Raw genomic sequence first — 21,513 nt, forward strand, 5'->3', positions numbered from 1 at the left:
GCAAACAGCCCCTGTATGAGCGCCATTTATCCGATTCCGTCCACACTTGATCCCATTACTGATGTTACTGCAGATGCACCCATTGGGATTTTTGATTCAGGAATCGGAGGTCTTTCTGTCGCACTAGAAATCGCACACCATTTACCGAATGAACGCTTTGTCTATTATGCCGATACGGCCAATGTGCCTTATGGTCCGCGCGAGGATCAGGACATTCGTGAACTCACTGCACAGGCAATTGAATGGCTGTATCGCAAAGGCTGTAAGGCGGCTGTCGTGGCATGTAATACTGCTTCAGCGTTTAGTCTGGATTATTTGCGTGCGCATTATGGTGAGAGTTTTCCGATTATCGGTCTGGTACCCGCTTTAAAACCGGCAGTTTTGGCGACCCAATCTAAAACTGTGGCCGTGCTTGCGACACCAGCGACCTTCCGTGGTCAGCTGATTAAAGATGTCATGACCCGTTTTGCTGGACCAGCAGGCGTAAATGTGATCCCGGTCACCTGTCTGGATCTGGTGCCTTTTGTTGAAGCTGGCGAGCAGATGAGTTCCGCGTGCCTAGCGACATTAACCAATATTTTACAACCAGTTGTAGATCAGGGTGCAGACTATTTAGTGCTTGGATGTACACATTACCCCTTCCTAAAATCGTCAATTCAGTATATTTTTGGTCATAAAATGACATTGATTGACTCTGGATTGGCTGTTGCAAGACAAACCGCCCGTATTTTGATCAAAAATGAGTTATTATTTGAATGCGAGCGTAAACAAAGTGTGAGAATCGAAATTTTTGTCAGTGGTCAAAATGCTGAGCAAGTTCAACCGATTATACAGCACCTGATGCCAGGCGATATTCAATGGTCTGTAAGTAATATATAAGCTGAGCTGTCAGTCAGTGAGTTACATTATTTTAAAATTTGATGTTTTTAAGTGGGGCACGCATATGCAGCAGCTCATGGAGATAGAGGTGAACTGTGCATATTCGCGGTAGTTGGAGAGGGTTTGGAATGCTGGATAAACGTTATCAGGTCTTTATATCCACCTCTGGTTCGGAAATGCAGCCAGAGCGTATCATTTTGTCACAGACACTGGTGGGTATGGGCTTCTTCTCTTGGGGGTTGGAACAGCGCAATCCACTTAGTACTGCCTTTGCTCGCCGTCAGATTGATGACTGTGACTATGTGATGATCCTGCTAGGAAGCCAGTATGGTGAACAGTCTGTCTCTGGCGTGGGCTACATGCACCTTGAATATATCTATGCGGTGACCAAGCAGAAACCGATTATTGTATTTATGCATGATGACCCTGCCTCCCGTGAGCCATCCCTGCATGATGCCAAAGCGGAATTGCGTGAAAAATTTAATGAATTCCGAAAACTGCTACAGAATGAAGCCGATCAGGTCTTTACCTACCGTAGCCTGCGCGACCTGGAAATGGCAGTTCGCCTGAATATGCCGCAGATGCTGGAACGCTATCCGGTGACTGGCTGGGTGCGTCCCCAGAATGCCCAAGCCCTGCATGATCAAATTGACGAGCTTAAGGCGCGCATTGCCCAAATGGAAGCAGAGGCAGGCAAACGTGAGCCTGATCCATTCCTGAGCTTGCCTAAAGTGTCCATGCATGAAATTTTTTCTTTTGAGTACCGCATGCATGCCTATCAGGATGGTAACTTTAAAGAACTCAAAGTTCAGAAAAAACTGACCTGGGCTGAACTTTTAGCAATTCTTGGATCTACTTTCGTCAATCCAACGCCAGAAGAATTCTTCTCTAAGCGCCTGAATGAATATTTAAATGAAACTGGTCTGGAAGATGCGCGTATCGAAATGCCACGTGCTCATGCTGTGGCGCGTGCACAGATGAACATTCGTGCTTTGCATAGCTTGAAAATCCAGATGCGCCAAAATGACTGGATTGTGCCAACCGGCCGCGATGACCGTCAGCGCTTACTGTGGCAGATCACGGCTAAGGCCCAGAAACTGTTAGAAAGTAATTTACTGGATAAAGATCGGGTTTTTCAATATAAGTCAGCCTATTAGTCCATATTATAAATTTATTGAAAACTGTTAAAGTACAGGGATTGACCTCTCCAGATGGATGATCTGAATGCTTGCTAAAACCAAAGTCACCATTATCCTGGCAAATCTCGGTACTCCTGATGCTCCTACCGTTCCTGCAGTACGAACTTTTCTGCAGCAGTTCCTGTCCGATCAGCGGGTCATTGAAATTCCCAAGCCGATCTGGCAGATCATTTTGCGTCTGTTTATTTTACCATTCCGTCCTAAACGGGTTGCGCAGGCTTATGCACAAGTCTGGGCTCAAGATTCACCCATGCGCGAAATCCTGCTGCAACAGGTTGCAGCAGTAAAAGCAGAATTGACTCAGCATTATCCGCAATTCGAACTGAATGTGGTGCCCGCCATGACTTATGGTAACCCGAACATTCAGGCAGTTCTCAACCAGATCAGCGAACAACCTCAGGATCACGTGATTCTGTTGCCATTGTTCCCGCAGTATTCAGCCACTTCAACTGCACCGCTGTACGATGCCGTGGCAAAATGGGTGCTGACTCAGCGTAATCTTCCAGGTTTATCACTGATTCGTGATTATTATCAGCATCCGCTGTTTATTCAGGCATTGGCACAGAGTGTGCGTGACTATCAGGCAATTCATGGCAAGCCAGAAAAGCTGTTGATGTCTTTCCATGGTATTCCACAGCCTTATGCCGATAAAGGCGATCCCTATGCTGACCGTTGTCGTATCACCGGTCAACTGGTGGCAGAAGCTTTAGGCCTATCTGAAGATCAGTATGCGATTAGCTTCCAGTCACGTTTTGGCAAGCAGGAATGGGTTAAACCCTACACTGATGCCTTGATTGAAGAGTGGGGCAAACAGGGGGTGAAATCGATTCAGGTCATGAGTCCGGCTTTCTCGGCGGATTGTCTGGAAACGCTAGAAGAACTGGCAATGGAAAATGCAGATACCTTCAAGGCCAATGGTGGTGAACGCTATAGCTATATTCCGGCATTGAATAGCCGTGAGGATCATTTGCAATTGCTCAATTCATTGCTACAGGCTAATCTTGATGCATTGACTCATACTCTCGCTCACTAATTTCTTGAGGTTTTAAAGCCTATGCTCCAAGTCAAAATTGTTCCTGTAACTGCCTTTCAGCAAAACTGTTCCATTTTATGGGATACAGACAGCAAAGAAGCAGTTTTGATTGATGCGGGTGGTGAGCCTGAAAAACTGAAATCAGAAGTCGAAGCGCTCGGTCTGACGGTAAAGGCATTATGGCTGACCCATGGTCATTTAGATCATGCTGGTGCAGTAGGTGCTTTAAAAAAAGCTTGGGATGTGCCGGTGATTGGTCCACATAAAGAGGATGCTTTCTGGCTGGATATGATTCAGGAAGTGTCTGCCCGTTATGGTTTCCCGATTCCGGAAAAGGTGGAAGTGACCGAATGGCTGGAAGGCGGTGAAGTATTGAAACTGGGGGAGGAAGAATTTGAGGTTCGTTTTGCACCCGGTCATACACCAGGCCATGTAATGTTCTATAATCGCAATCATGGCTTGCTTTGGACAGGTGATGTACTGTTTAAAGGTTCGATTGGCCGTACTGACTTTCCACGTGGTAATCATCAGCAATTACTGGATTCAATTCAACGTGAATGCTTTAGCCTGCCCGAAGAGACTCAGTTTATCTCAGGACATGGTCCAATGAGCACGATTGGTTTTGAAAAGCAGCATAATCCATTTGTGGCAGGGACTGCGGGTTAATACTTTGCTTATCCTATAAAATAAAAAAGGAATCTATTGAGATTCCTTTTTTGCTTTTCGGGGAGGAGTAAAATGGACGATATTTATGCAAAAGGATCATGTTGCAACTGCCGAATTTGCAGTCTTAATATCCAGATGGCCAGAATCAGCAGAATACCAATCAAGATAAAGATATAGTCCTGTTTCCAGAATCCAAGGCCAATGCTGGTACAGCACAGCAAGGTCAAGAACAACATAAAAATTTTAAGCAGGAGGATAAACATCGGTATGTCCTCTTTTATTTTTGTTATTTTATTGGAATAGTTATTTAAATTTTATTTTAATAATCAATCATATATTATTTTTAAGTTAGTCTAGCACCAAATGAAAAAGGAATTCAATCCGAATTCCTTTCCTCTGGTCAGTCTCATTTAAAACTGGTCTTCTTCACGGCCTCCATCAGCTTGCGGGGCATCTTGAGTTGGCAGCTTATAGTCTTCATTGGCCCAGGCACCCAAATCAATCATCTTGCAGCGTTCGGAACAAAAGGGACGAAACGCATTGTCTTCCCACGTAGTCAGTGCACCACAACGTGGGCATTTCAGGGTGGTTGGCATAGACAATACTCCACAAAAAACAGGATTCAATTAGGCAAACATAGCCGCACTTGTTAGACTTATGCGGTTTTCATTAGTTTGATCTGATTATGCCGATTCGTCAATTTCAAGCGCAGCGTATGCATGCCCCTCGTGATTTTCAAAGCATCAGCCCTGAACCGATTTGTGTAGAAATTGGCGCAGGCAAGGGCAAGCATGCCTTGTTATTTACCCGGACACATCCAGAGCACAAACTGATTGCGATTGAACGGACCCGTGAAAAATTCCTGGCGATGCAAAAGCAGCATGAATTGGAAGGTCAGCCGAACTTGCAAACCGTACATGCTGATGCCCTGCCATGGGTGGTACATGCGCTATATCCTGCCCAAGTGGAGCAGTTTTTTATCCTGTATCCAAACCCGGAACCACATAACCCGGCACAGCGTTGGGCCAATATGCCGTTCTTTGAATTTTTGCTGTCACGCCTGAAAACAGGCGGCTCGATTACTTTGGCGAGTAACATTCCAGAATATATTGATGAAGCTGAACAGCAGATGAAAGAGTTATGGAGCCTGCCTTATGAGAAGCAGGTGATTGCCTCTGATTCGGCACGTACCCATTTTGAGATCAAGTATCTGGAGCGTGGTGAACTATGTCAGCAGCTGATTATTAGCAAGCCTGAGGGTTATGTTACCCGTTTTGATGATTTCCAGCCTCTACAGGGGCAAAATGCTGCGGTTGCGGAATAAGCCATGAGCAAACGCATAGCGATTGTCGGAGCAGGTCCGGCAGGGCTGATGGCAGCTGAAGTACTGAGTCAGCAGGATTATGAAGTGCATGTCTATGAGCAGAAACCGTCTGCTGCACGCAAATTCCTGATGGCAGGTAAGACTGGCCTGAATATCTCGCATGCTGAGCCAGTGGAACAGTTTGTCCAGCGTTATGATCAGGCTGAATGGCTGGCACCGTGGGTAAAACGCTGGGATGCCATCTGGATCCAGGAGTGGATGCAAGGCTTGGGTATTGAACCTTATATCGGTTCTTCTGGGCGGGTGTTTCCAACCGAAATGAAAGCAGCTCCGCTATTACGTGCCTGGTTAAAACGTCTGGCCGAGCAAGGTGTACAGTTTCATTACCGCCATCAGGTGACCCAGTTAAAACAGAATCAATTGGAACTGTTAGATTTGAAAACTGATGAGCCACGAACAGAACTCTTTAATGCGATTATCCTTGCCTGTGGCGCGGTATCCTGGTCTAAACTCGGTAGTGATGGAAAATGGCAGGCCTGGCTACAGACAGAAGAAATTGAACCTTTTCAGGCCAGCAATGCCGGGGTAGAATATCCATGGTCCAAGTTTATGCAGCCCGTTTTTGGTCAGCCACTCAAACGGGTCGAGGCCTGGGTGGAAGGCAGTGATAAGACGATGGGCGATATCGTTATCAGCTATTATGGTCTGGAAAGCGGTCTGATCTATAAACAGGGGCGAGGCTTACGTGAGCAGGTCAAATGCGGTCAGCCAATGCAGCTATATCTGGATCTATTCCCCGATCAAAGCACAGTGCAACTGGCGAAGAAATTACAGCTAAGCAAGAAACAATCTCTAAGCAATGTCTGGCGTAAGGCAGGACTGGAAGGCGCCAAAGCTGCACTGGTACGTGAGCTGGTGGCGAAAGAGATCTGGCAGGATGCTGAACGTCTGGCACAGCAAATCAAACAGTTGATGATTCCCCTAACTGGCTTCCGTCCAATTGAGGAAGCGATTAGCTGTGCCGGTGGCGTGAAATGTGACGTTCTGACTGGACATTTGCAACTTAAATCTAATCCTCAGGTTTTCCTGTGCGGGGAGATGCTGGACTGGGATGCACCCACCGGTGGTTATTTACTCACTGCCTGTATGGCAACAGGTCGTGCGGCGGGTGAAGGTGTGCAGCATTATTTAACCCAAGATTAATACTAGATCTCTTTCATAAATCAAAAAATGATGATCTATTCATCATATTTAAATGCGTATTGAAAGCTTCTTCTCCCTCAGGGATGAGGAGCATTCTCCGCATCAGGATGAGGGCATTTTTTGTAGAAAGCCTCTCCTTTTAGGAGAGGGGATCCAGGATAATTTTTTACTCGTTAAATAATGATTTAGCAAAGAAATTTGATGCTTCTAGTCTGTACCAACAATTGAAGCTTAATTATCCCTCTATAAAATTAAGGAAGCTTTTGCTTCCTTAATTTTATTTTGTCTCTGCTTTATTTGCAGCAGTTGTTTCTGAGTATTGTGAACGCCAGTGTTCCAGTTGTTCCTGGGCATGTAGATACTGTCCCAGACCTTTTACATTTTCCTTGGCATCATGCTGGATGGTTTGGTCTGAAGAAGTCTGGTCCAGCAGTTTTTGCTGCTGTTCCCAGTATTGATAAATCAGCCCCTGAATATAGCGGCCCTGTTCAGTTTTTAGTTCCAGACTTTTTAATAAAGCCAGTGCCGATTGCACATGGTCGCGCTGGCGTTGCTGCATAAATTCTTCCGTCAGGTTGCCTTCGTTACGCATGCGTTCAGTTTCGGCTTCTATATCATCATTTAAGGATTGCAAGCGCTGCTCAAAGTCATCCAGTACGGCAATATCCTGTTGATCATCAGCCGTTTTTGGAAAATCCTTCACTGGCTGTGTTTTCAGTTCATTCATCATTTCTTCAGCTGCTTCATTTTGCTGAGTTGCTTCCGGCTTCGGTGCATCTTTCTGATTACACGCCAGCAGAAACAGGGTAGAGCTAAGCAAGGTGATTCGGCTGAGGTTTTGGATATTTAGCATTGTTCTGTCCTATAAAGTTTTATTAAGGCGTTGGAATTTTTTGAAAGATATAAACATGGGTGACATAAGGGAAGTCAATCTGTTCATCAGGCTGCTTGCCAGTATGCGCTAGAACGATTTGTTCAAACTGAGATTTCAGTTGCTGTTGTACATCGTCAGGCTGGGCGGCAATAAAACTGGTCGAGAGCAGACGTTTGGAAACCACCTGTTCCACAGTGCCTGAATGGATCTGCTGCAAGGTTGTTTCTGCTACGGGGCGAAACAGCTGCTGATCCTGAAATACATCATGCCACTGACCGCTATGATAACGGGGTGTATCACCTTCCATCGGCAGAATAAAATCTGCCAGAGCTTTGACCCAGCCGACATTAACATCACGCTGGTTCCAGATCAGTACCAGATAGCCCCGATCTTTCAGTATCCGATGGATTTCTTTCAAACTATCCAGATTGGCAAACCAGTGAAAAGATTGTGCGCAAAACACGGCATGGATCGAGGCATTCTCCAGTGGCAGGGCGTCACTCATCGCCTGCAAGGTCGGAATATCTGGATGAACCCGCTTGAGTTGCGTTAACATCTCCGCGACAGGATCAACTGCCAGAATATGTGAACTGATGAATTTCAGCTGGGGCAGAAATTTGCCAGTACCGCTCCCTAAATCAAGTAGTTGGGCATCCGTAGTTAAGCCAAGCTGCTGTTGCAACCAGGGCACTAATGCTTCAGGATAACTTGGGCGCACCTGCTGATAGCGCTCAGCAGCGCTGCTAAACCCCTGTTTTGCAGCAGGATGCAATGATTGTGTCATATTTTGCGCTTTTTAATCTTGGTCTTCGCTATAAAATAGCATATTCATTTTTGCATCGTTTTGCGCCATTGAATTTGTAATGGAAGCGTACGTTTTACAGGCATGGGAAAGTTATGGAAAAACAAATCGTCTTTGAAGATGAGCACATTCGCGCGATCTTTATGCCGGGATCATCTTCAGAACTGATCTTCTCCTTCGGGGATCTGATTACCCGTGCCAAGGGAACCACCATCAATGCAGAGAAGTCGCTGCAAAAGTTTGAATTCAATGTGCTTGGGATTATGCCCAAAGATAAATCCTGGTTTCCACAAGCGTCTATGCAAGCCATGCTGGATGCGATTGCTGAACTGATTGCGCCATTTGAACAGCGTATTGCCTATGGCGGTTCAATGGGCGGTTATGCGGCCATTAAATATTCTAATGCTCTGGACGTGCAGCGCGCCGTGGCGATGGTGCCGCAATACTCGATTGATCCGGAAGATGTTAAAGATGCCCGCTATAACATGTTCTATCAGCCAGAACTGAATGGCGAAATGCGCATTACCCCGGTAGATGTCAGTGAAGATCGTGAATACATTATTATTTATGATCCACACTATGCCCAGGATCGTGCGCATTATCACAAGCTCAGAGACGTGCTGCCAGTGCACCATGTGCTGCATCTGGCCTTTACCAATCACGATGCCATTGCTGTATTGGCAAGCTCGGAACTGGTCAATGACTTCCTGCGACATGAATTTGATGCCAGCTATTTTTATCAGAAGATGCGCCGGGTCAAAAAGAACAGCAAATTTTATTACCGTAAGGTGATTGAAAACCTGTTGCCACGACATCGTATGGCACTGGGTCGTATCCTGAAAAATAATGACCTGCAGCTGGATTCACAGTTCTTTGATGCCAATCAGAAGCAGACCATTCTGCGTGAATTATTGAGCAACAAACAGGTCGATCAGCATGATCTGATGAAACTCGGGATTCAGGTCAATCTGCCTCAGGAAAACCGTCAGATTCTGCTGGATGTGTATGGCCATGGTCTGGTGTTTAATGTCATCAGCAACAAGATTGAAAGCTATGCCGATCAGGCAATTGCGCTCAACCATAAATTCCTGATTCCGATTTATGCGCGCGGCAATGGCTTGCTGACCATCAACCTGAATGATGAACGTTATCTGGTGGTGATGAATGACCGTCATATAATGAAACTGGTCAAAGAGCAGGAGCCACTTTCGGTCGGAATGCACCCAATTCTGATGAAACGTTATACCGATTTCTATATGCTCAGTTATAAGGAACTAAGTCTCAAAACTGATGAATACGGTGCCGCAGCTTTTGTAGATGACAGTGACAAAAATACGCACTTTGTGACACGCAGTGAAGCAAATTAACTTGAAATAACAATAAAAAACAATGACTTGACTTATTGTGTGGCTGGCATAAGATGTAGTTATGCGGTATGGATCTTTTCATTGCCGCACGCGATTGTTTTCGTAAGAAGGGGGTACATCTTATGCAATCTACACAGTTCGCCACCATATTTTTAATGCTGACTTTGGGCCTGCCCAACGTGGCATTCGCCAAAGACAGCGTACACCCGACGATTATTTTCCTGAGTGCAACCATTGTATTTTTGATGATCCTGACAGTTTATATCGTTTATAAAATTCGTCATTCTGTACGTAATCATCTGGATAAACCACTCGATTAAGCCAGGCAGGATAAAGTCTAAAAAACGGTTGAAAACCCTGAATGACTTGTTTTAAATGACAGGATGAATTGTCTAACAAGATTGAGGGTAGGCCGTGAAAGCCGTATATTTGGATTATGCTTCTCTGGATCAACAGGATCTCGACTTTCAGGCACTGCATGCCGTATTTGACGAGTTAACACTTTATCCTGCAACTTCTACGGCTGAGCTTTTGGCACGTGTCCAGGATGTTGATGTCATCATCACCAATAAAGTCATGGTGAATGCTGAAACCATTCAGCAATGTCCTCAACTGAAGCTAATTTTAATCTCTGCCACAGGCACCAATAATGTCGATCTGGCCGCAGCCAAAGCGCGCAATATTGTGGTGTGTAACTGTCAGGCTTATGGTACTTCCGCCGTTGCTCAACATACCCTTATGTTAATGCTCAATCTGGCAACGTCTTTTCTGTCTTATCAGCAAAAATTACAACAAGGCGAATGGCAAAAAGCTTCCCAATTTTGTCTGCTAGATTCCCCGATTGTAGAATTGTCTGGTAAAACCCTCGGCATTGTAGGTTATGGAGAACTGGGTAAGGCTGTGGCTAAACTGGCAGAAGCTTTTGACATGAAGGTGATGATTGGATCATTGCCAAATCGTCCGGGTGATGCCTCACGTGTACCATTCGCCGAGCTATTGTCTCAGGTCGATTTCCTCAGTTTGCACTGTCCTTTGACTGAAGAAACCCGTGACTTGATCAGCCATGCCGAGCTGGATGCGATGAAACCAAGCGCTTTTCTGATTAACTGTGCACGTGGCGGCATTGTGAATGAAGCGGCGCTGGCACAGGCATTACGTGAAGGCAAGATTGCTGGCGCTGCCACCGATGTACTTACGGTAGAACCACCGAAAGAAGGTAATGTACTGCTCGACCCAAGCATCCCAAATCTGATTGTCACACCGCACAATGCCTGGGGTAGTGTCGATGCCCGCCAGCGCATCGTGGATCAGATGGTGGAAAATGCTAAAGCCTTTCAGGCAGGCCAGCCGATTCGTCAGGTGAACTGATCTTATTTCGTCAATCCAGACATTATTCTCTTCAGATTAAAAAAGCCCATTAAGGGCTTTTTTTAAATATGCTATTTTTAGAGATCATCCACTGCATAACTGGTTGCACCGCCTGAGCTGGATTGTGGCTGCGGTGTAGTGCTTTGCGTTGCCGTTGAAGACTGACTCAAAGGCTGCTGCTCAATCGGGACTTGCTGTTGCGGATTGCCCAGCCAGACATCTTTGGTCTGCTGAATTTTCTGACCTGTTTGCTGAGCCACTTGCGTTGCGCCTTGGTCTACTTTTTCAATGGTCGTTGCTGTGGTGGATTTGGTATTGCCCCAGACCTGATCAACTTTCGGTTTTACTTTCGCGATACCTTTTTCTGTTGCTGCTCCAACTTTCTCAGCAGTATTGATTACGCCTTGCTGGGTTTTATAGGCAAATACATGCAGCAGGTTTGGATTATCACCATACGGTGCAATCGGTTTTGCATGTTGCTGCTGGGTTTCACTGGCTTGCACGGTTTGAGTCAAAATAGGTGCACACAGCAATAATGCGCTGCTAAAGATCTTGGTTTTTTTCATCGTCATTTTTTTCATAGTCATAAGGGGAGCGACCTCGCAGAGTGAGATAACGGTCTTTGATTGTGTTTTTCAGTGTAATGGAAGGTAATGTAAAAACAATGGATATTCTGTGCAATTCACTTAACTGATCTAAGAAAGATGAAAAGCTGGCTGATTTCAAGAATAAGTAAAGAATGAATTTGATAGGAAGATGATTTACAAGAGAAGCTGCCCCATATTTGAGGTAAATACAGGGCGAGATGCTTAGTCACACTGTTCGATGGCTTCTTTGGCAAAGTGGTTGCGTAGTGCCAAGAAGTTCTTTTGCGCGGTTTCACTGTACAAGTCAAATTTCTGTGCAGTACTGGTATTGTCGCGCTGGAAAGTTGCTGAACCGGCATCAATCAGGGTTAAACCCTTGAATGACCATTGTTCTACGACACGGCTGTTCTCTAGGTTGCCGATAAATTCAATCACGCATTTGTCATTGAACTTGGTCAGTTTGGCTTTATTGTTTTTGGTTTCAGGATAAACCTCAAGATTCTGTACTTCCTGTAATACGCCCAGTTGAAGTTGTGGAATAGTCGGTTGAGATGTACACGCTGAAAGAGCAATACCCGCAAGACCAGTCAAAATAAGAGCTTTAAATTTCATATGATTCTTTCTTGTTGAGTGTTGTTAGGTTGAGTATAGGCAATTCAGATGAAATTGCCTATGATCTAAAAACTAATTTTTAAACAATACTATACCCTTATAGATATAAATATGGATCACCTACTAGACTCGTTGGATCAAATAGAAAATTTAGAAGATCAGCTACGTGATCATATTAACCATGGAGTTCTTCATTACCAATTATTAAATGATAAGCATAAGTGGTGGATGTTATGTAGTGCTTTAGATGTATTAGGAGATACTTTTATAGCCTTTAAGGATTATTTACAAACGGACTTTCCTAAAGAAACAGGGCTGAAATATATTTATTGCTATGGAATTTTGCAATGTTTCATTCTTCAACAAGATAGCTTGAAGCATTTATATGAAGTATTCGAAGTGCAGTGGGAAACCACGAGTGAGCTGAAAAAGATCCGTAAGATTAGGAATGCTTCGATTGGTCATACAGTTCTAAACAATCAAGGAGGAAGAAGCGAGAAAGATAGGAATGAATTTAACAATTTTATTTCTCGTATCACTATTAATAAATTGGGATTTGACTTGCTGAGGTATTCAAAAAAGGCAGAAGATACTGTTTATGAAAAAATTTCTATTCATGAATTACTCAAGAAGCAACTAGATGAAGTAATTGTTCTATTGAGACGATTAATTAAAGGAATAATTAATATGGAAAATGAAGTAAAAAAGAAATTTGAAAATGAGAAATTAGTTGACCTACTGCCAATTTCTTATTGGTTCGAAAAAATCCATAGCATTTATAGTGAACAAAATAAGTCATTTGCTTATACAGCTTTAGATCATATCCAAAAGCAATATTTAGAGTTGAAACACTCTTTAGAAAATAGATTATTTCAGAGTGAAGACTGGTTTAATGAAATTGAAGATTATCTGGTCGGAATTGAATTAATGAGAAAATCAATGTTAGATAATGATGAGCGTACTGCACGTATATGCAACTTTTATCTTGATGAAAAAAATGATTATTTCAAAAAATTAATGTTAGAAATTGATGAAAAGTATGAACGCAGATTCAAATACCAAGTGCGACATATTTGTAGTTAGTTGAAAAAGTTAGGTGTATTAAAATCATTAGACTTTTTTCAACTCGCAATTGGAAAGCACCCAATGAAGCAATACACCCAACTTTCTCAAGATGAAAGATACGAAATTTATGCTGCTTTGAAAAGCAAATCTTCAATCTCTACCCTTGCCAGGGAGCTTGGACGTTCTCGATCAACCCTTTATCGTGAGATCAAAAGAAATACTGGAAAACGTGGATATCGAGCTCAACAGGCAGAGAAATTTTCAAGTCAAAGACGATATCGATCCTCTTCACAAATGACAGATTTTGCTCTCGTTTATATTCGTTATCTGATTGGCTTAGATTGGTCTCCTGAGCAAATTTCAGGTGCTTTAACACAACGAGGTTGGCTTGATGTGCCTTCACATGAATGGATTTATCAGTATGTTTATCTAGATAAATCTAAAGGTGGTAAGCTCCACCTTCATTTAAGGCATCAAAAGAAATATCGTAAACGAGGTTATAAAAATACAGACCGTAGAGGCCAACTCGTTGATAGAACAAGTATTCACTGTCGCGATGAGGTCGTCGAGAAACGTCAACGCCTAGGTGATTTTGAAGGTGATACCGTGATAGGCAAGAATCACAAGGGGGCATTATTAACTCTGGTTGAGCGCAAAAGCTTGTATGTACATATCGTTCATTTGGGACAAACTAGAACCACAACTAAAACGATTTCGTGTGCTTTAGCATGTTTGCGCAGCAGTCATGCCTACAGTGTAACCTTTGATAATGGTAAGGAGTTCTCCGAGCACCGGCGGATAACGGAAGCAGGGATAGAGACGTACTTTGCAGATCCATACAAGTCGATTCAACGAGCCAGAAATGAAAATACCAATGGTCTGATCAGGCAATATCTGCCAAAATCATCTTCGTTTGATGAAGTGTCAAATGAACAAATAGAGCAGATAGAATTTGCTCTCAATCATCGCCCTAGAAAAACACTAGGCTGGTATACGCCTAGTGAAGTTATGGCTGGTTTTTATACTGTTGCACTTGCTGCTTGAATCCGCCGAAATAAAAAACCCGCTCTAAAGCGGGTTTTTTGAATCAATCAGAACTTAATGCTGCAACACCGAAATATCAGCCACTTTCGTAAACAAGTCACGAAGTTGAGCAAGCATACGTAAACGGTTTGCTTTCAGATCAGCATCATCCGCCATGACCATGACACCATCAAAGAATGCATCGACTGGCGCACGAAGTGCAGCAAGTGCAGACAACGCAGCAGTGTAGTCTTTCGCAGCAAATAACGGCTCAACTTGAGGCGCAATTTTCGCAAGTTCAGCGAACAATGCTTTTTCAGCATCTTCAACCAGGTTAGCTTCAACCACAGCACCTTCAGGCGCAGTTTCTTTTGCTAAGATATTCGCAACACGCTTGTTGGCAGCAGCAAGCGCAGCCGCTTCAGGCAATGTGCGGAAGTGATTTACCGCATTTACACGCTTGTCAAAATCAAGCGGAGATTTTGGAGACAATGCTTGAACGGCTTGAATCACATCAACAGCCACGCCTTGGTCTTCGTATTTCGCACGGTAACGACCTTCAAGGAATGCAACCGCATCAGCTAAAGTCTTATCGTGATCTTTCAATACATCGCCATAGGCAGCAAGTGCAAGTTTGATCAAATCTTCAATTGAAACATCAAGCTCGTTTTCAGTCACAAGACGCAAAATACCAATTGCAGAACGACGCAGTGCAAACGGGTCTTTAGAACCTGTAGGCGCTTGACCGATACCGAAAATACCTGTGAGCGTGTCTAAACGATCCGCAAGGGCAATCGTAGTACCTGTCTTAGTTTTCGGTAAAACGTCACCTGCAAATTTAGGCAAGTATTGCTCACCTAAAGACTCAGCCACTTCAGCATTTTCACCTTCAAGACGTGCGTAGTAAGTACCCGCGATCCCTTGAAGTTCTGGGAATTCACCCACAAGCTCAGATGTTAAGTCACATTTTGCAAGAAGGGCAGCTTTTTCAGCATCTTCCGCTTTAGCGCCAGTAATCGGTGCAAGTGCTACAGCCAATTTCGCAATACGTGTCGATTTGTCCCAAAGCGTACCCAATTCAGCTTGGAATACCATGTTTGCAAGTTTCTCTTTACGAGATGCAAGCGGTTGCTTTTGATCTTGTAAGAAGAAGAATTCAGCATCTGACAAACGTGGACGAACAACTTTCTCGTTACCTTCAATAATTTGTGTCGGGTCTTTCGACTCAATGTTTGACACAGTAATGAAGTAAGGTTGAAGTTTATTGTCGCTATTCACTAAGCAGAAGTACTTTTGGTTGTCCTGCATTGTAGTGATGAGTGCTTCTTGAGGAACCGCAAGGAAGCGTTCTTCGAAGCTTGCACGAAGCGCAACAGGCCATTCAACCAATGCAGTCACTTCGTCACGAAGATCCGCAGGCACGATTGCAATAGCATTTACTTCATCAGCCAATGCTTTCACTTGTTGGTCGATGATCGCCTGACGCTCTTCAAAAGAAGCCACAACGTAAGCTGCTTTTAACTTCGCTAAGTAGTCGTCAGCGTGCGTTAAAGTGATCGCTTCAGGTGCATGGAAACGGTGACCGAATGTTACGTTACCCGCTTTGTGATCTTGAATGGTTGCATCAACCACATCGTTGTCTTTTAACAACACCACCCATTTTACCGGACGTACGAATTCGGTACGGCTTGCTGCTGAACGCATGCGTTTTGCGATTGGTAGGTTGTCTAAAGCATTTTGTAAAATTTGCGGTAAAAGTACATTAAGGTTTTGACCTTTCACGTCTTTTAGGTAGCACACTTTTTCAATTTTACCTGCTTGGAAAGTCGATACTTGATCAACCGTGATGCCTTGACCACGCATAAAGCCTTCCAAAGCTTTAGTTGGTTTTCCTTCAGCATCAAATGCCGCTTGTTTTGCAGGGCCGTCAAAACGCTTTTGCGTGTCTGCTTGTGCGCCATCTACATTAACAATTTTTAATGCCAAGCGACGTGGTGCTGCATAGGCTTCGATAGAATCAAACGCAAGACCTGCATCTTTTAAGCCTTTTACTGTTTCTGCTTGCAGCGCATCACGTAATTTTTTCAGGCTTTTTGGTGGAAGTTCTTCACAACCCAATTCGAACAAAACGGTATGTTTAGACATTATTTGCTCTCCTTAGATTCAACTTTTGCTTCTGCTTCTGCTTCTGCTTCTGCTTCTGCTTCTGCTTCAACTTGTGCTTTGAGCTGTGCCAACACTTCATCACGTAAAGCAGGTTCTGCCATTGGGAAACCAAGTTCCGCACGTGCTGCTACATAGCTGGTCGCAATAGAACGTGCCAATGTACGTACACGTAAAATGTAACGCTGACGTTCAGTCACAGAAATCGCGCCACGTGCATCGAGTAAGTTAAAGCTGTGTGATGCTTTAACCACTTGCTCGTATGCAGGTAACGGAAGTTTTGCTTCGATTAAACGAGATGCTTCAGCTTCGTAGAAGTCAAACAGTTCAAACAGTTTATCAACCGGTGCATATTCAAAGTTATACGTCGATTGTTCCACTTCATTTTGATGGAATACGTCACCATAAGTCACAGTGCCGAACTGACCTTTGGTCCAAACAAGATCGTAAACAGAATCGACACCTTGCAGGTACATGGCAAGACGTTCAAGACCGTAGGTAATTTCGCCTGTAACCGGATAGCACTCAACACCACCGACTTGCTGGAAGTAAGTGAACTGCGTCACTTCCATACCATTTAACCAAACTTCCCAACCCAAGCCCCAGGCACCCAGTGTCGGAGATTCCCAGTTGTCTTCTACAAAACGGATGTCGTGTACAAGTGGGTCAATGCCAATCGCTTTAAGCGAGTCGAGGTACAACTGTTGGATGTTGTCTGGGTTTGGCTTCAATACCACTTGGAATTGGTAGTAGTGTTGCAAACGGTTCGGGTTTTCACCATAACGACCATCTTTCGGACGACGTGATGGCTGAACATATGCAGCGTTCCAGGTTTCAGGACCTAATGCGCGTAGGAAAGTTGCAGTGTGGAATGTCCCTGCACCCATTTCCATGTCGTAAGGTTGTAAAACGACGCAGCCTTGCTCCGCCCAGTAGTTTTGTAAGGCAAGAATTAAGCCTTGGAAGGTATCAATATGCGATATGGCGCGACTCATGGTCATCCACTTAAAATTAGAGAAAAATTGTGCTTGATTATAAGGATTTTGCGAAGGCGTGGCAAAGGTTATCCATCAATTGCCTAGGCTGCTTTTATTCGGCTGCCGATACAGCCTGCTCATGCGCACACAGACTGAGAAAGATAAAAAATCCAACAGAGGGCAGGCTAAAACAGGAAATCATGAACAGGGTGCTAAGCAGGTCATCGGAACTTAAGGCATAAGCTAAAATGAGTGTCCCCAGAATACCCACTACCACAATACTGAAAATATGAAACTGCCGCAGATGGTGTAATAGGAACAGGCTGATACATAAAGGAATATAGATCAGACAGAGATAAAACAGCAGCCCGAAAATATACATGATCAGCATAAAGGTCACCATCGAGAGTAGAAGTGAGCTCGAAGTCATGGCCAGGAATAACAAGTGCAAGATCAGTAGCACGAACATGAAAGGACCATAGAGTGCGGCTAAGCCGAGCACAGGGGCCAGCAACAGTTGTACTGCAATTCCGGTTTTGGTCTGTCGTAAAGGCTGTATCAGAAAGTGCATAGTTTTTATTCTAGTTTGAGAGAAGAAAATACGCCGGTTAAGCGCGGCTCTGATTATATTTTTTAGATAGAGCACCCTCAGCATAAGCAGAAAAACCAATGAGTAAAAGATATAAAATAAATACATCTTTAAAGCTTGGGGTTTTATAATGCCTGCACTCCCCAAAACAATAATTCAGGCCAACCGTGTTGCATAGTTCCTTAGAATGGCTACAAAGCCTCAAGCCAGATTTTAAAATTCTCCCTGTCAAAGACCGTATCCTGTGTGGTTTAGGTGCGTTGATTGGTCTGGCATTGTCATCTTTAATCAGTCTGTGGGCGCTGGGTGACTTTCAGGCCTGGTATATCGCACCGATGGGTGCATCCTCAGTATTGTTATTCGCCGTACCTGCCAGTCCACTTGCGCAACCGTGGAATATGGTGGTCGGAAATACCATTGCCTCGATCGTGGGGGTGAGCTGTACTTTGCTGTTTCCAAGCCTGACGCTTGCATTCAGTCTGGCAGTAGCAATCGCTATTATTTTAATGCTGAGTACCGATTCTCTGCATCCACCGAGCGGGGCGGTGGCGATTACCGCGGTACTGGGCGGAAATGCCATTCATGAACTGGGTTATGCCTTTGTATTCTATCCGGTATTGCTGAACTCGGTACTGTTAATGGTGGTAGCGATTGTATTTAACCGGATGCTGGGTAAGGCTTATCCGCAGCAGCTGCAGCTTAACACCCGTTCCAAAGATCCAACCCCAACTCAGAAAGTCACGATTCAGCCGCAGGATATCCAGGCGGTGTTAGATCAACAGACCCAGTTGCTGGATATCAGTGAATATGACCTGCAAAAAATCATTCTGGAAGCGCAGAGCAAGGCCAGTGAACGTGCTGATAGCCCATTTCTGTGTCAGGACATCATGAGTAAAGACGTGGCTAGCCTGCAGGAAAGTGATGATATTCGACATGCTTTGGCGAAGTTTCGACAGATGAATCTGATGAGCCTGCCAGTAGTGAATGCTGAGAAAAAACTGGTGGGGACTTTGGCGATGTATCAGCTGGTGGAATGGTTTGAGCGTGCTACCGACATTCGTAATGGCTGGGAATCAGAAGTAGGACATATCATGAGCCGAAAGGTAGTGACTGTACAGCCAGGTCAGCCGATTCAGGACTTGGTGCCATATTTTGTTGAGCGTTCCTTCAACTATATTCCGGTGCTGGACGAAGGTCAGTTGGTCGGTATCATCAGTCGCGCTGACATAATTGCTGCTTTATATCAGGAGTTAAATCACTTCAAACTGAGTGCCTGATTTGGACTGATTTAGATATATCTTTTAAAATAAAAAAGCACGCCGTGGCGTGCTTTTTCATGTCGAAAATGGCGTTTAGATAAAGTACCAATATACAAATAGTGATACCAAGAATACGCACATGATGTTGAGCACAAATCCGACTTTCATCATTTCTGATTGTTGGACATGACCTGTACCAAATACAATCGCATTTGGTGGTGTTGCTACAGGAAGCATAAAGGCACAAGAAGCACCAATACCAATCACAATGACTAGAATCTCTTTAGGCATACCCATTTGATCTGCAATAGCAGCAAATACAGGTACAAGTAAAGCAGCAGAAGCGGTGTTACTGGTAAATTCAGTCAAGAAGATAATGAAGGTTGCGACCACGAAGATAATCACCAGTGGTGATGCATCACCAAAGGCATTAGCAAGGGTTTGTCCGAGAACCAATGAGCTACCAGAATCTTTGAGAACAGCGCTCAGCGTTAAACCACCACCAAATAGGTAAAGCACACCCCAGTCGGTATTATCGGAAATCTGTTTCCATGTTGCCGTACCTAAAATCACCACCATACATGCAGCGACAATCGCAACCCATGTATCTGGTTGAGAGATACCGAACATTTCAGTCAATTTTTTACTGAAAATCCAGGCAATCGCGGTACAGATAAACAACAGCATGGTTGCAATACGTGTGCCTGTCCAAGGAATATCTTCAGTAACAAATTGCACTTTGTGATTCAATTTCGGGCGCAGTACCAAATATAAACTCACCAACATTGCAGGGAGGATAATGAACATCATTGGTAAACCAATTTTCATCCAGTCTGCAAAGTCATAATCAAGCGCTTTGGCTGCAATCGCATTCGGTGGAGAGCCGACAATAGTCCCCAGACCACCAATACTTGCTGAGTAGGCAATACCTAACAGAATAAACACGAAAGTTTTACGATCTTTGTTTACATCCAGGTGTGAGAGTAAGCCGAGCGCAAGTGGAAGCATCATGGCTGCAGTTGCAGTGTTGGAAATCCACATGGATAGGGCAGCAGTCACGATAAAAATTGCCAAAACGGAAATCCCTAAATGTCCACCTGACATCGAGATAATCCACATTGCAATTTTTTTATCCAGTTTTTGGATATGTAAAGCCGCGGCTAAAGCAAAACCGCCGAAGAATAAAAAGATTACCGGGTCAGCAAAGGTTTGAAGTGCCACTTTGGTGGTAATCGGTACAAGTTCATCACCTTTTGCCATGGGCATGGCTAAAAGGACGGCTAATACGGGCACCAATAAAGCCGTAATGGTGATGTGAATCGCTTCAGTCAGCCATAAAATGGCAATAAAGGTCAGCAGGGCAAGACCTTTATTGGCATTTTGGTCATACGGTAAAATGTTGTATAAGCCGAACGATAGAAGCGCAGCGATGATAATAATCACCCAGCCTTTGACAACCCCCTTGGGCATAGCATTGGTGGGCGTAGCAAAATTTTCAGTCATAAAAACTCCACGATAAGTAATTAATTTAATGAATGTTCAGTTTTTATAGTTGTACTTTAACGCTTTGTGAATGAAGAAAATATACTACCTATAGATGATTTAAGAATGTTGTAATAGTGCAACACCTTGCCAAAGCGCGTGTAGCGCAAATGCCATGAGGACCATTAAAACCACGACTTTAAAATGCTGCGCAGCTAAGACATGGCGTAGGCGACTACCCAGCCAAATGCCAAAAAGGGCAAAGAGTGTGATGAGAATGAGAAGATTAAATTCAGGGCGCTGGAAGCTGAGTATGACCGGTGTAAGCATCGCCAGTTGTACCCATTTGCTGGCGACAAAACATAAGTTACTGACCACCACGATTTCAACTTTGGCAAGTCGGGCACTAAGTAAATACATCATCAGGAAGGGTGCCATCGCATTGGTTGCACCGCCAATGAGACCTGCAAGCGCACCAAAGATCAGCATGTTTTGGGTATTGCTGGCGAGACTGAAAGGTTGGCGACGAAACTGATCTAGCACATAGATCAGCATACTGACTCCCATCAGTAATTTGAGATAAGCCTGATCTACAAATAAGAGTAACTTGACCCCCAAAATGCTACCAATCAAACTGCTGAGTACCAAAGGCCAAAACTTTTGCGTGTAATAGCGCAGACTTTGTTGCCAGGAGCGGGTAGGGTCTGCACCTAGCATGACCATATTTAAAATTAGGCAAGGAAGCGTCACCAAAGCAACTGCATGGGCGAGATCATAATGGCTCGACAGTGCAGCAGTACTCATCATCGGGAAGCCAATACCACTTATTCCATGCAGTACGGCGGCCATTAGACAGAGACCGAGAATGATCCCTTCGTGTTGTGTCATCCTGAATCCATTGCAAAGGGTTTTTCACTAAGCTATATGGAAATCAGCCGGTTGGCAAAGGCTAGAGAAATAATTTAACAATTCATTGAATTGCTTAAAGCAGGCAAAAAAAAGCTGTGGTCATTAGGGGAAATGCCACAGCGCAAAAGGGGT

The 21,513-nt window shown here is 44.2% G+C and carries 23 protein-coding genes; 12 read left to right on the top strand and 11 right to left on the bottom strand.

Going from position 1 to position 21,513, the window contains the following annotated elements; all coding sequences use genetic code 11:
• Positions 1-15 precede the first annotated feature (15 nt).
• The 4 genes from murI to IHE35_RS01600 all read left to right on the top strand — a co-directional run bounded on the left by murI (position 16) and on the right by IHE35_RS01600 (position 3,777).
• On the top strand, positions 16-879 hold the full coding sequence (murI, locus tag IHE35_RS01585; protein ID WP_242788754.1) for a glutamate racemase: 864 nt from the start codon (positions 16-18) through the stop codon (positions 877-879).
• Positions 880-1,007: 128 nt separating this feature from the next.
• The gene (locus tag IHE35_RS01590; protein ID WP_242788757.1) at positions 1,008-2,036 is read left to right on the top strand and encodes a DUF4062 domain-containing protein; all 1,029 of its coding nucleotides are present in this window, start codon (positions 1,008-1,010) and stop codon (positions 2,034-2,036) included.
• A gap of 67 nt (positions 2,037-2,103) precedes the next feature.
• On the top strand, positions 2,104-3,111 hold the full coding sequence (gene hemH, locus IHE35_RS01595) for a ferrochelatase (RefSeq protein ID WP_242788766.1): 1,008 nt from the start codon (positions 2,104-2,106) through the stop codon (positions 3,109-3,111).
• A gap of 21 nt (positions 3,112-3,132) precedes the next feature.
• Positions 3,133-3,777, top strand: coding sequence for an MBL fold metallo-hydrolase (locus IHE35_RS01600; RefSeq protein ID WP_242788771.1), 645 nt, complete (start codon positions 3,133-3,135; stop codon positions 3,775-3,777).
• Positions 3,778-3,860: 83 nt separating this feature from the next.
• Here IHE35_RS01600 and IHE35_RS01605 read toward each other — a convergent pair whose 3' ends face one another.
• Together IHE35_RS01605 and IHE35_RS01610 are read right to left on the bottom strand one after the other, a co-directional pair.
• Complete coding sequence (locus IHE35_RS01605) at positions 3,861-4,040, bottom strand: hypothetical protein (protein WP_242788773.1); 180 nt, start codon at positions 4,038-4,040, stop codon at positions 3,861-3,863.
• Between the two features lie 147 nt (positions 4,041-4,187).
• Positions 4,188-4,373: a DNA gyrase inhibitor YacG gene (locus IHE35_RS01610; protein ID WP_004813427.1), complete on the bottom strand. Its 186-nt coding sequence runs from the start codon at positions 4,371-4,373 to the stop codon at positions 4,188-4,190.
• Positions 4,374-4,456: 83 nt separating this feature from the next.
• Here IHE35_RS01610 and IHE35_RS01615 point away from each other — a divergent pair, with 83 nt between their 5' ends.
• Positions 4,457-5,101 (top strand): tRNA (guanine-N(7)-)-methyltransferase, encoded by a 645-nt coding sequence (locus tag IHE35_RS01615; RefSeq protein WP_242789932.1) that lies wholly within the window; start codon positions 4,457-4,459, stop codon positions 5,099-5,101.
• A 3-nt stretch (positions 5,102-5,104) separates the two neighbouring features.
• The gene (locus IHE35_RS01620; RefSeq protein ID WP_242788775.1) at positions 5,105-6,304 is read left to right on the top strand and encodes a TIGR03862 family flavoprotein; all 1,200 of its coding nucleotides are present in this window, start codon (positions 5,105-5,107) and stop codon (positions 6,302-6,304) included.
• Between the two features lie 277 nt (positions 6,305-6,581).
• On the opposite strand, the gene IHE35_RS01625 is transcribed toward IHE35_RS01620, so the two are convergent.
• Together IHE35_RS01625 and IHE35_RS01630 are read right to left on the bottom strand one after the other, a co-directional pair.
• Positions 6,582-7,157 (bottom strand): hypothetical protein, encoded by a 576-nt coding sequence (locus tag IHE35_RS01625; RefSeq protein WP_242788776.1) that lies wholly within the window; start codon positions 7,155-7,157, stop codon positions 6,582-6,584.
• 22 nt (positions 7,158-7,179) lie between these two features.
• Positions 7,180-7,962: a class I SAM-dependent methyltransferase gene (locus tag IHE35_RS01630; protein ID WP_242788777.1), complete on the bottom strand. Its 783-nt coding sequence runs from the start codon at positions 7,960-7,962 to the stop codon at positions 7,180-7,182.
• A gap of 113 nt (positions 7,963-8,075) precedes the next feature.
• Here IHE35_RS01630 and IHE35_RS01635 point away from each other — a divergent pair, with 113 nt between their 5' ends.
• From IHE35_RS01635 to IHE35_RS01645, 3 genes are all read left to right on the top strand, one after another.
• Complete coding sequence (locus IHE35_RS01635; protein ID WP_242788778.1) at positions 8,076-9,347, top strand: hypothetical protein; 1,272 nt, start codon at positions 8,076-8,078, stop codon at positions 9,345-9,347.
• A gap of 122 nt (positions 9,348-9,469) precedes the next feature.
• Positions 9,470-9,667 (top strand): hypothetical protein, encoded by a 198-nt coding sequence (locus IHE35_RS01640; protein ID WP_242788779.1) that lies wholly within the window; start codon positions 9,470-9,472, stop codon positions 9,665-9,667.
• A 94-nt stretch (positions 9,668-9,761) separates the two neighbouring features.
• The gene (locus IHE35_RS01645) at positions 9,762-10,715 is read left to right on the top strand and encodes a 2-hydroxyacid dehydrogenase (protein WP_242788780.1); all 954 of its coding nucleotides are present in this window, start codon (positions 9,762-9,764) and stop codon (positions 10,713-10,715) included.
• Between the two features lie 77 nt (positions 10,716-10,792).
• Here IHE35_RS01645 and IHE35_RS01650 read toward each other — a convergent pair whose 3' ends face one another.
• Together IHE35_RS01650 and IHE35_RS01655 are read right to left on the bottom strand one after the other, a co-directional pair.
• Positions 10,793-11,287, bottom strand: a complete 495-nt coding sequence (locus IHE35_RS01650) for a hypothetical protein (protein ID WP_242789933.1) — start codon at positions 11,285-11,287, stop codon at positions 10,793-10,795.
• A 237-nt stretch (positions 11,288-11,524) separates the two neighbouring features.
• Positions 11,525-11,914 carry a hypothetical protein gene (locus IHE35_RS01655; RefSeq protein ID WP_242788782.1) on the bottom strand — a complete coding sequence of 130 codons (390 nt, stop codon included), beginning with the start codon at positions 11,912-11,914 and terminating at the stop codon, positions 11,525-11,527.
• A gap of 111 nt (positions 11,915-12,025) precedes the next feature.
• On the opposite strand from IHE35_RS01655, the gene IHE35_RS01660 reads away from it, so the two are divergent.
• On the top strand, positions 12,026-12,997 hold the full coding sequence (locus IHE35_RS01660; protein ID WP_242788784.1) for a hypothetical protein: 972 nt from the start codon (positions 12,026-12,028) through the stop codon (positions 12,995-12,997).
• A gap of 63 nt (positions 12,998-13,060) precedes the next feature.
• Positions 13,061-14,023, top strand: a complete 963-nt coding sequence (locus tag IHE35_RS01665; RefSeq protein WP_180182461.1) for an IS30 family transposase — start codon at positions 13,061-13,063, stop codon at positions 14,021-14,023.
• 54 nt (positions 14,024-14,077) lie between these two features.
• Here IHE35_RS01665 and glyS read toward each other — a convergent pair whose 3' ends face one another.
• The 3 genes from glyS to IHE35_RS01680 form a co-directional block, all read right to left on the bottom strand.
• Positions 14,078-16,147 carry a glycine--tRNA ligase subunit beta gene (gene glyS, locus IHE35_RS01670; RefSeq protein ID WP_242788786.1) on the bottom strand — a complete coding sequence of 690 codons (2,070 nt, stop codon included), beginning with the start codon at positions 16,145-16,147 and terminating at the stop codon, positions 14,078-14,080.
• Complete coding sequence (glyQ, locus tag IHE35_RS01675) at positions 16,147-17,160, bottom strand: glycine--tRNA ligase subunit alpha (protein WP_242788788.1); 1,014 nt, start codon at positions 17,158-17,160, stop codon at positions 16,147-16,149. Before glyQ ends, glyS begins: the two co-directional genes overlap by 1 nt.
• A gap of 94 nt (positions 17,161-17,254) precedes the next feature.
• On the bottom strand, positions 17,255-17,713 hold the full coding sequence (locus IHE35_RS01680; RefSeq protein WP_242788790.1) for a hypothetical protein: 459 nt from the start codon (positions 17,711-17,713) through the stop codon (positions 17,255-17,257).
• A 185-nt stretch (positions 17,714-17,898) separates the two neighbouring features.
• Between IHE35_RS01680 and IHE35_RS01685 the strand changes: the two genes are divergently transcribed.
• Positions 17,899-19,008, top strand: coding sequence for an HPP family protein (locus IHE35_RS01685; RefSeq protein WP_242788791.1), 1,110 nt, complete (start codon positions 17,899-17,901; stop codon positions 19,006-19,008).
• Positions 19,009-19,083: 75 nt separating this feature from the next.
• On the opposite strand, the gene IHE35_RS01690 is transcribed toward IHE35_RS01685, so the two are convergent.
• Positions 19,084-20,493, bottom strand: coding sequence for a DASS family sodium-coupled anion symporter (locus IHE35_RS01690; RefSeq protein ID WP_242788792.1), 1,410 nt, complete (start codon positions 20,491-20,493; stop codon positions 19,084-19,086).
• Positions 20,494-20,592: 99 nt separating this feature from the next.
• Entirely contained in the window at positions 20,593-21,360 is a 768-nt protein-coding gene (locus IHE35_RS01695; RefSeq protein ID WP_242788793.1) for a sulfite exporter TauE/SafE family protein, read from the bottom strand.
• Positions 21,361-21,513: the final 153 nt, after the last annotated feature.

It is taken from the genome of Acinetobacter sp. ASP199, assembly GCF_022700675.1.
Lineage (GTDB): Bacteria > Pseudomonadota > Gammaproteobacteria > Pseudomonadales > Moraxellaceae > Acinetobacter.

Excerpts from the sequence above, each read along its gene's own strand:
- murI (WP_242788754.1), top strand. The coding sequence starts at position 16 with ATGAGCGCCATTTATCCGATTCCGTCCACACTTGATCCCATTACTGAT.
- IHE35_RS01590 (WP_242788757.1), top strand. The coding sequence starts at position 1,008 with ATGCTGGATAAACGTTATCAGGTCTTTATATCCACCTCTGGTTCGGAA.
- hemH (WP_242788766.1), top strand. The coding sequence starts at position 2,104 with ATGCTTGCTAAAACCAAAGTCACCATTATCCTGGCAAATCTCGGTACT.
- IHE35_RS01600 (WP_242788771.1), top strand. The coding sequence starts at position 3,133 with ATGCTCCAAGTCAAAATTGTTCCTGTAACTGCCTTTCAGCAAAACTGT.
- IHE35_RS01605 (WP_242788773.1), bottom strand. The coding sequence starts at position 4,040 with ATGTTTATCCTCCTGCTTAAAATTTTTATGTTGTTCTTGACCTTGCTG.
- IHE35_RS01610 (WP_004813427.1), bottom strand. The coding sequence starts at position 4,373 with ATGCCAACCACCCTGAAATGCCCACGTTGTGGTGCACTGACTACGTGG.
- IHE35_RS01620 (WP_242788775.1), top strand. The coding sequence starts at position 5,105 with ATGAGCAAACGCATAGCGATTGTCGGAGCAGGTCCGGCAGGGCTGATG.
- IHE35_RS01625 (WP_242788776.1), bottom strand. The coding sequence starts at position 7,157 with ATGCTAAATATCCAAAACCTCAGCCGAATCACCTTGCTTAGCTCTACC.
- IHE35_RS01630 (WP_242788777.1), bottom strand. The coding sequence starts at position 7,962 with ATGACACAATCATTGCATCCTGCTGCAAAACAGGGGTTTAGCAGCGCT.
- IHE35_RS01635 (WP_242788778.1), top strand. The coding sequence starts at position 8,076 with ATGGAAAAACAAATCGTCTTTGAAGATGAGCACATTCGCGCGATCTTT.
- IHE35_RS01640 (WP_242788779.1), top strand. The coding sequence starts at position 9,470 with ATGCAATCTACACAGTTCGCCACCATATTTTTAATGCTGACTTTGGGC.
- IHE35_RS01650 (WP_242789933.1), bottom strand. The coding sequence starts at position 11,287 with ATGACGATGAAAAAAACCAAGATCTTTAGCAGCGCATTATTGCTGTGT.
- IHE35_RS01655 (WP_242788782.1), bottom strand. The coding sequence starts at position 11,914 with ATGAAATTTAAAGCTCTTATTTTGACTGGTCTTGCGGGTATTGCTCTT.
- IHE35_RS01660 (WP_242788784.1), top strand. The coding sequence starts at position 12,026 with ATGGATCACCTACTAGACTCGTTGGATCAAATAGAAAATTTAGAAGAT.
- IHE35_RS01665 (WP_180182461.1), top strand. The coding sequence starts at position 13,061 with ATGAAGCAATACACCCAACTTTCTCAAGATGAAAGATACGAAATTTAT.
- glyS (WP_242788786.1), bottom strand. The coding sequence starts at position 16,147 with ATGTCTAAACATACCGTTTTGTTCGAATTGGGTTGTGAAGAACTTCCA.
- glyQ (WP_242788788.1), bottom strand. The coding sequence starts at position 17,160 with ATGAGTCGCGCCATATCGCATATTGATACCTTCCAAGGCTTAATTCTT.
- IHE35_RS01680 (WP_242788790.1), bottom strand. The coding sequence starts at position 17,713 with ATGCACTTTCTGATACAGCCTTTACGACAGACCAAAACCGGAATTGCA.
- IHE35_RS01690 (WP_242788792.1), bottom strand. The coding sequence starts at position 20,493 with ATGACTGAAAATTTTGCTACGCCCACCAATGCTATGCCCAAGGGGGTT.
- IHE35_RS01695 (WP_242788793.1), bottom strand. The coding sequence starts at position 21,360 with ATGACACAACACGAAGGGATCATTCTCGGTCTCTGTCTAATGGCCGCC.